10 protein-coding genes are annotated in these 14,433 nt (G+C 50.9%); 5 read left to right on the forward strand and 5 right to left on the reverse strand.

The genetic code is table 11. The features are described 5' to 3' along the window. Positions 1 to 881: 881 nt before the first annotated feature. The gene (locus M2418_RS16375; RefSeq protein ID WP_259147860.1) at positions 882 to 2,381 is read left to right on the forward strand and encodes a reverse transcriptase domain-containing protein; all 1,500 of its coding nucleotides are present in this window, start codon (positions 882 to 884) and stop codon (positions 2,379 to 2,381) included. Further along, positions 2,378 to 2,998 carry an SLATT domain-containing protein gene (locus M2418_RS16380; RefSeq protein ID WP_259147862.1) on the forward strand — a complete coding sequence of 207 codons (621 nt, stop codon included), beginning with the start codon at positions 2,378 to 2,380 and terminating at the stop codon, positions 2,996 to 2,998. Before M2418_RS16375 ends, M2418_RS16380 begins: the two co-directional genes overlap by 4 nt. Here M2418_RS16380 and M2418_RS16385 read toward each other — a convergent pair. The 3 genes from M2418_RS16385 to M2418_RS16395 form a co-directional block, all read right to left on the reverse strand. Next, positions 2,993 to 3,880, reverse strand: a complete 888-nt coding sequence (locus M2418_RS16385; protein ID WP_259147864.1) for a 3'-5' exonuclease — start codon at positions 3,878 to 3,880, stop codon at positions 2,993 to 2,995. The two genes, M2418_RS16380 and M2418_RS16385, sit on opposite strands and share 6 nt — an antisense overlap. 109 nt (positions 3,881 to 3,989) lie before the next feature. Further along, the gene (locus M2418_RS16390; protein WP_259147866.1) at positions 3,990 to 4,466 is read right to left on the reverse strand and encodes a hypothetical protein; all 477 of its coding nucleotides are present in this window, start codon (positions 4,464 to 4,466) and stop codon (positions 3,990 to 3,992) included. A gap of 98 nt (positions 4,467 to 4,564) precedes the next feature. Continuing rightward, on the reverse strand, positions 4,565 to 4,747 hold the full coding sequence (locus M2418_RS16395) for a hypothetical protein (protein ID WP_259147867.1): 183 nt from the start codon (positions 4,745 to 4,747) through the stop codon (positions 4,565 to 4,567). Between the two features lie 479 nt (positions 4,748 to 5,226). Between M2418_RS16395 and M2418_RS16400 the strand changes: the two genes are divergently transcribed. The 3 genes from M2418_RS16400 to M2418_RS16410 all read left to right on the forward strand — a co-directional run bounded on the left by M2418_RS16400 (position 5,227) and on the right by M2418_RS16410 (position 7,909). Continuing rightward, positions 5,227 to 5,979 carry a hypothetical protein gene (locus M2418_RS16400; RefSeq protein ID WP_259147868.1) on the forward strand — a complete coding sequence of 251 codons (753 nt, stop codon included), beginning with the start codon at positions 5,227 to 5,229 and terminating at the stop codon, positions 5,977 to 5,979. 96 nt (positions 5,980 to 6,075) lie between these two features. Beyond that, positions 6,076 to 6,729 carry a hypothetical protein gene (locus M2418_RS16405; RefSeq protein ID WP_259147870.1) on the forward strand — a complete coding sequence of 218 codons (654 nt, stop codon included), beginning with the start codon at positions 6,076 to 6,078 and terminating at the stop codon, positions 6,727 to 6,729. Then, positions 6,719 to 7,909: an XRE family transcriptional regulator gene (locus M2418_RS16410; protein ID WP_259147872.1), complete on the forward strand. Its 1,191-nt coding sequence runs from the start codon at positions 6,719 to 6,721 to the stop codon at positions 7,907 to 7,909. The genes M2418_RS16405 and M2418_RS16410 overlap by 11 nt, the downstream gene beginning before the upstream one ends. 40 nt (positions 7,910 to 7,949) lie before the next feature. Here M2418_RS16410 and M2418_RS16415 read toward each other — a convergent pair whose 3' ends face one another. Together M2418_RS16415 and M2418_RS16420 are read right to left on the reverse strand one after the other, a co-directional pair. Continuing rightward, the gene (locus tag M2418_RS16415; RefSeq protein ID WP_259147874.1) at positions 7,950 to 12,821 is read right to left on the reverse strand and encodes a type ISP restriction/modification enzyme; all 4,872 of its coding nucleotides are present in this window, start codon (positions 12,819 to 12,821) and stop codon (positions 7,950 to 7,952) included. Between the two features lie 86 nt (positions 12,822 to 12,907). Continuing rightward, on the reverse strand, positions 12,908 to 14,173 hold the full coding sequence (locus tag M2418_RS16420) for a plasmid recombination protein (protein WP_259147875.1): 1,266 nt from the start codon (positions 14,171 to 14,173) through the stop codon (positions 12,908 to 12,910). Positions 14,174 to 14,433 lie beyond the last annotated feature (260 nt).

A 14,433-nucleotide genomic window follows, 5' to 3' on the forward strand; every position in this document is an offset into this window, starting at 1 on the left:
AACTGTTGCTGCTCGGCTGGCAATTTTTTGAACACGACAATTCAGCCGGGTTCGAAACCTTTTCCTCCACGAAAAGATTATGCCAGATCGGCAGTACAACTCAGCCCTGCCAGCAGAACATCAACCTCTCTCATCGACTGCCGTGAGAACGACATGGAGAGACGAAATGGCGACGAAGGTCGATTAACGACGGGATCGAACTTATGTATCGGCTGTCACAACCATTTCGTACGTCAAATTTGCCGACGACGCTCGCGTGACGCGATCTTAAGAAATAGCGCGTGACGATAGATACAGATCAGTTTTGGCTATTATTTGATAATGAGGGAAATGCCTTATATTGAAGGCTGTTATGGCGGAGAGGGTGGGACTCTCACCCAACTCCTTGATATTTCTCAGCTTCCTCGATGCCGCAGCGTGTTCGCCGTCTAGCGATTACATCGGCTGTTACACTCTCTCCACCACAATAGCAAGATTGAACTAATTTGAGATTGAAGACTGGCTTGGCTTGCGATGCAAAGACCTCCCGTTAGGTCTGCTGTAGCAGCAGGCTTTCCGGCACGGCTTCTGAAATAGAGATCACTTTCGGCTCGACTGGTGGTTCCAGGTCAGAACATGGCGTCAAGCATTTAAACAAGTGACAGGCCTATCGTGGAGGAGGACCTCGCCAACGTGCTCCAAGCTGAATTTACCGAAAGAAAATCCTACTTTCCGAAACCGGAGGTTGATCACTGCGAACGGAATCTCTATCGTGGCGTCATGTGCGCGAAGCACTAGCCAGCGGGCAGCAGCTTCACCTTGCGGGATAATGGTGCCAACCGTTGTTCAACTTCGCAACGACCTACTGACTACGGCTGCCCGCTGGCGATAATGAGGATTACATGCTGCTTGTAATTGAGAAAGCCATAGAGGATGAGGCAAAGAAGCGTCTCGCTCGATATTCACAATCACAATATTACAAACATAAGTATGCTCACACATTCACCAAGAGAACTGGTATTGCCGCAAAAATGAAGCCGCACACGCTTCCTGATGCTTGGGGCTTTCATAAACATTTTGATCCACGTTATTGCCTTAACCACGCCAAGTTCTTGGCGCGAGGCCTATGGAACAGCCTGTCCACCGAAAGCTATGCACCGGTAGCAGCATTGCGAAGGACCTTTCCCAAACCGTCAGGGGGAGAACGAATTATAGATGCCTTCAGCATTCCGGATGCAGTTGTGGCAACCATCTTTGCCAAAAATCTGATAAGACGGAACGGCAAGACCTTTTCCGATGCTAGCTATGCCTACCAAGAAGGCAAAACCAACCTTGATGCCGTGCTGAGACTTAGCGGCATGATCGAAGGCGAAACGATCTTTGTATCGCAATATGACTTCACGAAGTTCTTTGACAGCATCGAACATGAATATTTAAGGGAATGTCTCTCAAAGGACGGCGTATTTCTGACAACCAAGATGGAAAGGGCGGTGTTATTGGCTGTCATGCGCCATTCTTGGCGAAACCTTCACGGAACGACCGGCACCCGTACTGTCGGCATTCCCCAGGGCAATAGCATCTCACTTTTCCTTGCTAACGCGGCCGCGCATTCCTTAGATCGAGACTTAGGAAGACTAAGCGGATCGTTTGCCCGATTTGCGGACGATAGTGTTGTCATCAATTTGAGCTACGAAGATGCCCTGAAAACTTCCCAAGCCTACGCGCGCTTCTCAGAACGGAGCGGGGTAAAAATCAACAATATTAAATCTACTGGAATTAGAATATTTTCGTCACTCCCTTGCGAGATGGCCCACATATCCAGCTTTACGTTTCTCAGCTATAAATTCACTCCAGATGGCCTGCGTATCAGTGATCGAAGCGTCATGAATATCAAACGCAGGTGCACGAAAATCATCTACAACAATCTTCTACTTCATCTGCGCCAGACAGGGAAAATCGCGAAATACCGTAGGGGAAAGGGGTTTTTAGATTGGGACCTCGTTACATGTGTGAACGAGCTGCGCCGATATATCTATGGGGCCAAGAGGCAGTCTTCAATTGACAATTTTCTCAATGCAGGGGGTAAAATAGGGCGGTCAACCGGCGCGGTCGGATACTTTGGCCTACTGGAAAACGGCGAGATATTCCGCGAGTTGGATGGGTGGCTGCTCTACGTGCTTCGGTCCATGTATTCACGTCGCGTTGGTCTGTTACCTGGAAAAAAAGGTAAAGCATTGGACGACGCTGAAATCCTTTCGGGCGACTGGTACAATTTCCCTAAGGTACCCATGGAAACCTCGCTTCCCAGCTTTTACACAGCTTGGCGAGCAGCCAGGAAGAACTTTGCAAAACATGGCTTGGGTGGCGTGGACGCCACTGGTGACGGATACGGGTACGAATGAGCGATGAATTAAAATACTACCGCCAACTGGCGACCGCAATGTGGAAGACACGAGGCGCGCGTTTTGGCGCAGCCGCTTCGTTGTCGTTTAAGGATCGCTTCGGCATAGGAACTGCGGCGTTTTTAATCATATACATGATCGCTTGGTCAGTAACTTCATTGGCCTTTCCTGAGTTCTTCACTTCCACGAGAGGCCGCGTATTTAACGTTGTGTCAATCGTCTCATCCGTTGCGCTTCTCGCAATTACACTGATGGAGTTCGCATTCGGCCGGTCCATCAAGGCACAAATTCTCAATCAGAACGCCTTGTCAATTTCCGGCATAATGAGAGAGTTTGAGATGGAGTTGGAGGCACCCACGCCGAGTATAGACAAGTTAAAAAAGCTAGCATCCGACTATGAGCGGCTGAATTTTGAAACTCAAATCAACCACACCACACAAGACTTCAAGCGGTGGCAATACAGCGTCGCATCCACGGAAAATTTAGCGATCAGACCACTGCTTTTTCTACGTTATCATGGATATCGGCTGTGGCTGTTTTGCTCATCCATGTGCGTCTATATTACTCTGTGTGCGCTCGTGCTCGGCGTGACAGCTTGGTGTGCTTTCGGATTATGACGCCGACCTGAACCTGTCGAATGCGGTTTGGCGACGCGTGACCGCGCGGACTTCGGGCTGTTTAAGCAGACCAATTTGTTCCAATTCGCGGTCCAGGTCGCCTTCGGCTACATGTTTGTACCAGTGACGGGCTGGGTAACTTTTCCACCGATATCCGCGCTTCCTAAAGAAGTCCCGCAGCTCAAATGGAGATGACACTTCGATTTCGACGCGCGGCTCTCGGGCAGAAGCGAGAAGAAGCTGCAATCCGCACATCGTCGTGGTCTTTTGTTCAACGGACAAAACATTCAACAGCGCATAGCAATCTTCCAAGGCTCGGTGCCCTTTATGAAAAAGTCCACTTTGGTATAGCAAGTAGCCGAGCTTGGCTCCTTCATAACCTAAACTTTTCCAGGGTATTTCCGTTGCGGAGCAAGCCCAGGCTTTGTCTTTGAAAACAGGGGAAAGCTTTTCACACATGGGCCGGTCAAAAGCAGCGTTATGAGCAATGATCAGGCTTGCTCGGTCAACCATTTCCTCCAAAGCCGCAATGTCTAACTTCTTTCCTTTCAGCATCTCAGTTGTAATGCCAGTGATGATAGCTGCATCCTCCGACATTTGGGCCTCGGGTTCTCTCATGCCCTCGAATAAGCCGACTACACGGGTGAACCGGTCTTCATCATCATAGGCGAAGAGAACCATCGCAACTTCAACGATTTCGTCTTCCTTGATATCGAGGCCGGTCGTCTCCGTATCGAGCGCGATGGCTAACCGTTCGCCAGATCGAAGTGCTCCGGGTTGGATACCGGGCATTTCAATGGCGCGTAAAACCCGAAATGTTCCGGTCTCCTCAAGCTCCTGAATAAGTTCCAGCTGCCGTGAGGTGACATTGCCTGACTGCATCAATCAATCCGCCTTTCCTCGACATGTAATATCTATCGTCAGACAAACAACGACGCAATGAATTACCATGAGAACTGAAATGAAACCGCTGGACCGATATCCGACGGTCCTAAATGGAAAGCCATCCAAACTTACACAAGATGGCCCAGACGACTAATGACGTTACAGACTCGCATTCCTTAACGACCTTGGGCTCAAGGTTATAGAAGCCCTCATGGTGCATTGTCGCGAGCCAAGGAGTTGTGCGCGGCATTGGAATATGACTGAGGTTGACGAGCATAGCCACCTTCCAGAAGTCATGCGCTAATTCGTCATCGGCGCAAAGCAGGCACGAACATAGCGGATGACCCTCGTTATCATCGCCCGGAATACCTCGATACAAAATATCAAACTGCCAGACACCATCGGCAGAGCAAAAAGGCATCCTGATGTGCCACTCCGTACTGCCGATTCTACGGGTACTGGAGGCCGCAAACACATCATCAGCAAAGTTGCTGAACGGCGAATTGTGAAAATCTGATAGGCGCAAGACGTGTTCCACGCCCCCAGGGAGGCTGACGGAAGAGATTGCATCTATGTCGTTCAAATTTCCTTCGACTTTCCCCGGCGCGACTGTGCCTCCCGTTTCCACGGCGTCACGACGCTCGGATTGGTTGGCTGAGGGAACTGGCGGCAAGCACGCGTTCATCGGGGAGCCCACCCAGTTCTGGCCAGAGAACGGCGTACCGCGCAAAGTGCAGACCACATTTCCTGGGCTTCTTCTTCAGAGGCGGCAAAATTTCGTACCCACTCGATAATCATGCGCTTCGTCATTTGGGCGAGTGCAGCTGTTTCAGCGTCATTCAATTCGACGGAAATTTTGGTCATTTCCCCATCTCCGGTTGGGGATGGCGAACCGCAGTCCGCGAGATCGCAGCAAAGCCGCGTTGAAAATGCTCGAATGCAGGCATTATAATTCCTGGAAGTGTGAGGCACCACGTCCCGTGGGAATGACAGCGCCGTCGAATGCGATAACAAAAGGATGGGAGATAAAATCAGACGCTGCAAGAGAAAAAAGTCATGCAGTCTAAAGTAAGGCCATGAAATGTTGACATTTTCGACGGCTGGTAGACCGGCCGTGTGTCCGATTTTGTAATACATCCCATCAACCGCTCGCTACGGCCCTACAGCGCAATTGAAAGCGCGGGCCTTTGCTTGCTGCCCGCATTAATATCTGGACCGTAACAGCTGCGACCGTGACAGAGTGATTGGCCACGAGCGAGAACCACCAAGCCAATGGGGGCAAAATATCGCCTAGTTCATTGCAACCTCTCCTGGAACACTGTGATTTTCAGGAGGAACACATCGTGAATCAAACAAAAAAGCTTCACAAGAAATCGGGAATTCGAGATCAGCTGTATCGGATCAGGGAGGCGGAAAAACGCCGAATAGAAAATCTGAAGCGCCGGATTGACGAGGCACGTAAAAAGAGGGAACGCCTTCTACTGCTGCTGCTTCTCATCCTTTTGCACTGTCGGATGCTCTGGATTTGGCAACCGATCTATTGGACGGGATATAGCATGGAGCCTGCGCAAACTCCCCAGGGTCCCCGAGATGATAAACTGGAGAGAATTTGGGAACCCGACCCATTCGAAGACTTTGCACCTGAGCCTGGCACCCTAGAATACTGCGATGGATATTCTCGCGAGGCGTGGCAGCAACTGGCTGAGAAAAACGGCCTTCACCGATCAAAAAAAGAGTTTCTAACCAGGCAGTGGGAAGATGACCCGATGCGCCAGGAGTATCCCCAGCGATATCGGGATTGGCTCGTTCGTCCGAATCTCCCGCAGCTAATGGTGGAAATGCGTGAGCCATATTGGAGAGTGGACGCTTTGACTGCGATCAAACTGCAGTCGCCGTCCGAGGTCCATTCGTATCTGGACGAGGCGTTCGCGTTGGACCCAGCCGACATCCGCCAATGCTACAGCGAGCACACAGCAGACATTATCGCGAATTTCAAATTGGCAGCTATCAGTTGGGAAATCCGGAAAGAAAGGGAACCAAAGGAGAGACGCCTCGCCCTGGACCTCGATAATCAAATCCAGCCGCCACTGCGGTAATGCATTTAGCGTCCGCAAAATTTACATTCAGTTGACAAAATACCAAAATTATCGGATTTAGTTGCATCAATTGGCGTCGATGATTCGGAGCACACGGTGACAACCATCAACCCGCAGCAGTTTTTGGAAGACCAGTTTCCTCGGTCGCTTTGGCATCTGATCCCCACCACGCTTCGCACTGCGTATAAAGCTGCCGCAGACTTGATGAAGTCGGAGCCGATCCTCCAAATTGAGAGTGCCGTGGACAACCACGGTCGACTGATTGCTTGGGCTACCGACTTCGGGTTCAAGCGGCTGATGGATACAGGGCAGCTGCCTTTCGATTACCGCTGGCAGCCATATTCCAAGCCAACTGGCCGCTATCTGGAGATGCGGTTGTCGCACTCCGTAGTAACGATCAGCCAGGTTGCCGATCCTGCGAAACAGCCGCGTTCCGTGGGTTTCCGCGAAAATGGCCGGATGAATAACGAGCCATTTTTCGACTTGCCAGAATTTGCGGATGAACAGGCCGTTAAAGGTCTCCCTCACTTTTTGCTTGTTCACGGACATCAGTCATTGACTTTTGCTCATCTCGCTGTACCCCACCCGCTACATCACCGCGACTTTCGGTATCGGTCGCATAACCTGATGGCAACGCCGCATGCGCTGCCTATGGAGGGACCTGCGGTGGAAGATACGGATATCGATTTTGACGCGACATCCTTGCTGAAAGAAGAAATCGAAAGATGGCGGAAGGATAATGGGCGATAACACTAACATAGTCAGGTTCCCATCCGCCGCTCGTGATACCCATCACGGGCGGCGTCTGATTCCGGCGAGACTTTTGGAAGCTCGTCTAGCTAGCCGATTGAACCAGACAGAGTTGGCAACAAAGATCGGGGTTAGCCGACAGGCAATTTCATTTTATGAGCAGGGCGTCAAAGCGCCGGAGCCGGAAACGATGCAGGCGCTTGCCAGTGCTTTGGAACAGCCAGTCTCATTTTTCACGAAAGCGGATATCCCAACATTTGGGGGCCACAGCGTGAACTTTTTTCGAAAGACTGGTGCAGACACCAAGCGTCGGAACATGGCTTGCGAGGTTTATGCACGTTGGCTAGCGCAAGCAGCATACACGTTCGATGACGTAGTGAACTTTCCGAATGTTGACCTCCCTAGCTTCGAACCAAGTGGTGCGGCCACTAGCTACAGTGATGAAGAAATCGAAGAGATCGCCGAAAAAATTCGCCAACATTTTGGCTTAGGCCTCGGTCCCATCTCGAATGTCGTTCGCCTCCTGGAAACAAAAGGCGTCCTGATTGCCCGCGTTCAGATACCAAAGGAGAATGTGGAGGCGTTCTCGTTCTGGAGTGGTGGAAGACCCTTCATCTTCCTTGCTTCGGAAAAGGAAAGTGGTGCCAGGGCGCGCTTCGATGCAGCACACGAACTTGGGCACCTCATTCTACATCGCTGGATTGGCGCTGACGAGATTGAAGACAAGGACCGGCTGAAGGAGATAGAGAGCGAGGCCGACCGCTTTGCCGGTGCTTTTCTTCTTCCGCGAAAATCATTCCCGAATGAAGTCTACTCATCAAGATTGATGGCCTTTGTCGATCTCAAACGACGCTGGAAGGTTTCGGTTCAGGCTATGATTTACCGGTGTAAAAATCTCGGTATTTTCGATGACCAGCAAGTCACCAATCTCTATAAACAGCTCTCTTTCAAGAAGTGGAGGAAGACCGAACCATTGGACGGCCCAAATGGCCTTCCTTTGGAGGAGCCAATGCTTCTTCGAAAGATATCGGAAGTTGTCCTAGATGGCGGGCGGATGGCGAAGGACGAGGTAAAAATGGCGCTCGGATTTTCTCCACGGATTATCGAACAGTTGTTGGGACTGCCGCCATTTCAGCTCTCGTCGGGAGACATTCGCGACTTCGAGCCTACGCTGAAGTGAGGCCAGGATATATTCTATCCCGATCTCACTTGGTAAACCTTTAGATGTCCAACTTCGGCAATGATTTAACGATTTTCATCGTCTCCAAGCTGACGGTGATCACCCGCTGGAAGAGTTTCAAGGGATAGGCGGGGTCGCCGACCGTTTCAATGGCATAGCGGTTGGCGTCATTGACGATGCCACTGTCTTTGTCGGTTTTGATACATTGGCGTTCCATGACCCATTCCAAGGCGGGTTTTCCATTGACGACATAATCATAGGCTTCCAGCGGAATTCCGGTCATGGTGATGTTGTTATTGTAGATGACGGTCGTTTTGTCGGTGTTCGGGCGCTTGCCGCCGAATTTCATTTTCAAGACGCTATAAAAACTTCCAGGGTCATTGATCGTCGCCAGTGATAGGCTACCCTCCTTAAAAGTGACAGGATAGGGCTCTACGTCTTCATAGTTAACGTGAAGCTCACCCAGCGCACGGCCTGCGCGGGTGAACGCCCAAAAGTCCTCTGGTTTCCTCACGCATGGGATGCGCGGAAGCTCCTTCGATAGATTGTCGGCGTAGATGGCACGGTAATCTTCGGAATGTAGCAACCCATAAATATAATAAAATATATCTGTCTTACTAAAATTCTCGCCAGGATATGATGATTGAAAGTGCTTTAAACCGCTGTCAGTGATCGCCTCCGTTTTGCAGGCGGAGGCTTCAACCTGCTCAAAAAGACATGCATTGTCACCGTCAATTCTTGGTGCTTTATAAAGCCACAACGGAAAGCATTGACTATCTCCGTTGCAGTGAAGGTCTGCCGGAACATTGCTCATAAGTGCGAAATTTCCGTTGTCCCGAAACGACGAATTGACCTGAATAACTAGGTTGTCACTCCGATTATCAGGAAAAATGCTTGGCATCTGATAGCGACGTTCGTTGAGGTGCCGACTATAGTATAACCATTGCTTAGAAAATGGCCTGTAAATCGCACGAACAGAAGAGTCAGATTCAAAATCAATCTTTAGTTTCTTTTCTATGGAGTTGAATAGAGCCGTACTCCAACTAATTCTCAGAGGGTCGCGGTTGACGAATTCCTGAACGTCCACGCCATTGGCGGCAGAAGCAATTAATCTGTCAGCTTCACCGTTGTAGAATTCAATCATATTCGAAATATTTTCATTTAGTTTCGAGATTGAGCTGTTGTAGCACCATGCATCGCGTTGCGTTTTCACCCCCGCAGAGTATGCGCTGAAAAGAACATCCGAAGCGTTCTTTTCTTTGGAACCCAGCTTTACAAAGCGCGCAAAACTTGTATCCCTCTGCTTTACCCAATCGTTATATTCATCTGGTTTAATATTGTTCCAGCCATCAGCTTCCGAAATCCCCGCAAGGCTTCGGTAAGCTTGAACCTTTGCTAGTTTTTCCTCACGGGTGAGGTAATCACCGATATCGTGGAAGTAGATTTTGCCGTGTTCATGTGCCGTGGGATTTTTCACAAACAGAGTAATGGCAATCGGTGAACGGCTTCCGGAGCCAAAAATCTTACCTCCCTCCCTCCTGGACAGTTCGCCAGAGGTGCGCTGATTTCCGCGCAAGTGGAAGACATAAAGGCTAGAAAACTCTTCGGCCAAACATTTGCGAAGACCATCAGTGGCGTTGCCATCAATCCAGCCTGCGTTGCTGACATAGGCCATGACACCCGCGTCACCCAATCGGTCGCTGCCCCACCGAATGGCGCGGATGTAACTATCATAGAGGGCGTTCTTGTTTGTCGCTGTAGAATGTGCCGCGTAGGTCTGTCGAATACGGTTATCGAGACCGGGGTAGGCAATGTTGGCATTATTGTCGTTGGCGCTGCTTTGGCCAGCCGAATAGGGTGGATTGCCGACGATTACACGGATATCGAGAGCCTTTTGCCGTTGCCGTCTTGACGAGTTGTCAACCATGAGATGACTGATCAGGTCTTCTTTTTCATAGAGCTGGAAAGTGTCGGTCAGGCAGATACCCTCAAAGGGCTTGTATTCAGACCCTACCAGAGAATGATAGACAGCCTCAATGTTGATGGCCGCGATGTAATAGGCCAGCAGGACGATCTCGTTTGCATGGATTTCATGGGCGTATTTGTGCGCCAGCTCTTCCGGCCTGATCAGGCCGGATTGAAGCAACCGCGTAATAAAAGTTCCGGTGCCTGTAAAGGGATCAAGAATATGGACGCCTTGGCTTCCCAGCGTCTGACCAAATTCCTGTTGCAAGACGTCATTGACCGAATGGATGATGAAATCGACCACCTCAACTGGCGTGTAAACGATGCCGAGCTTTTCGGTCATTTTCGGGAAAGCGTTGCGGAAAAACTTGTCGTAAAGCTCGACGACGATCTTCTGTTTGCCCTCGGCATTGTCGATTCCGGATGCGCGTATTTTCACGTCGGCATAAAACTTCTGGAGGCTTTCAGATTCCTTTTCTAGGTTGTGCTCATCCAGGGCATTCAGAACACCTTGCATGGCACTGGAAACAGGGTTCTCCTTTGTGAAATTGTACCCTTCAAAAAGCGCTTCAAAAACTGGCTTAGTTATGATGTGCTGCGCCAGCATTTCGATGGCCTCGTCTGCCGAAATGCTATTGTTGAGATCATCACGAATTTCCTTCAGGAACTCCTCGAAGGCTTGACGTTCCGAACTATCCGGCTGCTCTACCAGCGCTTTGATGCGGGTGATATGGGTTTGCGCCACCTTTCCGATATCGCCAGCCCAATCTTCCCAATAGGTGCGACGCCCGCACTTCTTGACGATCTTCGCCATAATAGCGGATGAAATTTCATCGAAAAGGAATGAGGTCTGAACCGGCTCAGAAACGTTCGTGCTGTTCAGGCCATCCTCATCCTTGGCATCCCCTCCCTGACCAATTCCAAGACCGGTGGCTTCCGGCTTGTTGCGGTTGGGCATGTCATTCGTAACAGCGATGATTTCAATCTGACCTGAAACGTCAACGCCGAGGTCCATCTTGTTGATGGTGGCGTCAAAGCGGTCATCATGCGCACGAAGGGCGTTCAGGATTTGCCAGACGACTTTATATTTTTCGTTATTGTTCAGTGCCTCTTCCGGGGGCACGCCTGCCGGGATGCCCACAGGCAAGATGACGTAGCCCATTTTCTTCTCTGGAGCTTTACGCATTACACGACCAACGGACTGCACTACGTCGATCTGTGACTTCCTTGGATGAAGAAACATAATGGCATCTAGGGCGGGAACATCCACGCCTTCGGAAAGGCAACGCGCATTGCTTAGAATGCGGCAATTGTCGTCGCCCGCATCCTCCTTCAGCCAGTTCAGCAACTGTCCTCTGGCCTTAGCATTGAACGAACCATCCACGTGCTCCAGTACGCAATGCAGCTTGCTTTCTTCGGCGATATCCCCGTCCATAATGCTTCGAGACTCGAAATATTCCTCGATCACATTTCCGAATTCGTTGGTGATCATTTTCGAGCTTTTGATATCGCGGCAGAAGGCGATAGCGCGCCTCATGGAATGCGGGTCGGTGGCGACATCGTGCTTCAGATTAGTTTTCGAGAGTGCCTTGTAGCAACCGATAATCTTGGTGGCGTCATCAAGTTTCAACTCGCTGTTAGCATCTGCCAAACGATTTTGAACGCCTGCCGAAACGATGGCCTCATCGACCGCCAAGACAATGACCTTGTAGTCGGTCAGGAGGTTATTCTGCACCGCCCACGAGAAGCCGCGCTGGAAGAAAGTTTCGCCATAAAGCGCGACATCGTCCATGGAGCAAAGTTCCACGGAGACCTCGCTGGCCTTGGTCTTGACACCATCGCCATAGATACGCGGCGTGGCGGTCATGTAGAGGCGTTTCTTGCCCTCGATGTAATCCTGGCTATGGACCTTGATAAAATTGGAATCGTCCTCATCTTCGAATTTTGCGCCCGTTGTACGGTGGGCTTCATCGCAGATAATCAGATCGAATTCCGGCAGGCCGTATTTCTTCTGAGCGTTTGAAATCGTCTGAATGGATTGGTAGGTCGAGAATATTACGGTCATTCGCAGGTCGGGATGTGCATTGACCTTCTCGGCGAGCGTCTTGGCGTCCGTCGTTGCCGGATAGGCAAGATCATGAATTTCGATATCGCCGATATCGTCATTGTTGTTGCGACGCTTGCCGACCTGGACGTCAGAGCATACGGCAAAGCAGCGAAGTGGGGTATCGGTATCGATAGACCATTCACGGACCGACTGTGACATGAGAGCCAAAGAGGGGACAAGATAGAGTACCATCTTGCCTATGCCCGCATAGTCCTCAGCAATCTTCAATCCCGTGAAGGTCTTGCCTGTGCCGCAGGCCATGATGAGCTTGCCGCGATCTGCCCCTGCGAAGCCGTTCCTGACCGCCTCCAGGGCGTCCGTCTGGTGCGGCCTCAACTCTTTCTTGGGTGCTAGGACAACTTTCTCATCTCGGATGTACACGCCCCAATCAATCGGGCTTTGTTCGATGTCGGAAATACCTATGCGCTGCGTATCGATGGACTGGTCACGCAACGCACCTTCGGCATGCTCACTCCAATCAGCGTTGGTCGTGTCGATGATCAAACGTTCGGTGAAAGGCCGCTTGCCGGAAGCCGTGAAGAAGGAGTCGATATCGGCCTTCTGGATGCGATGGCCTTCTTTGTAAAATTTGCATTGGATCGCGCAGAAGCCCCCGTCGTCTCTGATGCGGGCGACCAGGTCGATGCCTGTGTCTTGACCGCTTATGCCTCGTTCCTTGGCAAAATCGGAATAGGCCCAGACATTGTCGAAGCGCTGCGCATACTGGGGGTCGTTCTCGAAGAATACCCTGGCCAGTTCTTCGAAGTAGGTGCCTTTCTCCCGTTCGGTGGCCGCGCCTGCTCTATATTTTCCAAGAAGTGTACGAAGGGAGCTGGACATGGATTTCTCGACATATGGGAATCAGGAAACTCCTGTATCGCATTCGAAAAGAACCGTGTCTATTATTCGACCTATGCAACCGAAAGTTAACGGGGCCGCTTCCGGACAAATTCCGGCGTCCCTGGGAAACTGCAGTTATTCGGGATGAGTTTTGGCGTAGGATATCTCTCGGGTAAAGTTGCTCGGCGTTCATCGCGCAGCATCGATTGGACGCGATCCCGTTCAATCTTTATTCGGAGTGTCTCACTTCGAGCCTCTCTTAGTTTGTTCTGAGCGTCGTTGTATCGCCGATCTGCTTCAATCCTCCGATACTCGGCCTGATTTGCCAGTGTTCGCCAATGAGCCATCTCATATCCCAAATCACTGCTAATTTTTGAGGCGAGTTGAGATTTTCTCAGATTGTCCCAGATGCCTCGCACCCAACCAGCCCAGCCCGTATATCTTTTGGCCCGTAGTAGCGTCACCTGCACTGCGTCTTCGACACTCAGCGCCCGCCTTTGGGCCTCCTGAGCGATTTTTGTCGCTTGTTTTGCATCCGCCATTATTCTTTGCGCAGCGGCAGTCGCCGTGGCGGCTTCCATTTTGACCCTGGCGATGTATTCCTGCCCTTTTTCACGGACCGTTCGGGCCTGTTCCAACGTCGTCTTTAACGCTTGAGCCTGAGCTTTCTCCCGTTGCCATTCGGCTCGGGTGAGCCGACGTTTCCCGGGTCCTAGACGGGTCAAACCGCATGGTGTTGCTACTTTCAAATGAAAATCATCGAGCCATTCACGCATGGCCTCGACGTAGGCGCGATCTGCGCGCTTTGCTAACGTCTTCTCATCTTCACCTGCGGCTGAACCGGCAGCCTTCACGGCATTCTTCGCTGTATGACCCGGATGGAATTTGGTGGCCCGCATCTGATCATCCGTCGGGATTAGGTACGCATGGAGGTGCGGATGACTTTCGTCCATATGAAGCACGACCGATATAAGTTCGTCACCGTAGCGCGACTTTAGCCATGCCACTGAATGACGTTCCCAGGACGTCACGTCCGCCTGAAGGGCTGGGTCACTCTTACATTCCTCAACCGTCAGGGGATGGCTTATAACGATAGTGGCAAGCGTGTTTTGGTCCTTGCGGATGGCCTTAGCCTTTCCGTTCACCGTCGTACGCGCAGAAGCAGCATTTTCATCATGGATTGTTCGCAAGCGGTCAATACTTTCTCCATGAACGACCGTTGGCGTAAGGGGATGTGAAACGTGCAGCGAGGCATCAGGGCAACGGGCCACTTCATCGAAGATAAAGTCTGTTCCCCGTCCTTCTTTGCCTTTGCGGCTGTAGAGTTCGATCCGTGCAAATTGATAGGCCATGGAATGATTGTTTTTGTCGGCGTAACCAATTGCAAAAGGAAAGTTGTATAGACCGAATACAGCTTACTTCATAAGCATCGGCCTGCCGGGAGCCTCTTCCGAGGGACCGCTTCGCGGCGAGCTTCCGGCGGCCCCCTTCATCGCCGGGGAGACGAGCTATGCATCAGTCTTAATTCTATAGATTCCGGAAGTTCTAAACGCCCTTAACATCATGATTTTTAACGGTAAATCTCCGAGCCTATTTGAGAAGTTCACTAACT

This window comes from Rhizobium sp. BIGb0125 (genome assembly GCF_024810055.1).
Lineage (GTDB): Bacteria > Pseudomonadota > Alphaproteobacteria > Rhizobiales > Rhizobiaceae > Agrobacterium.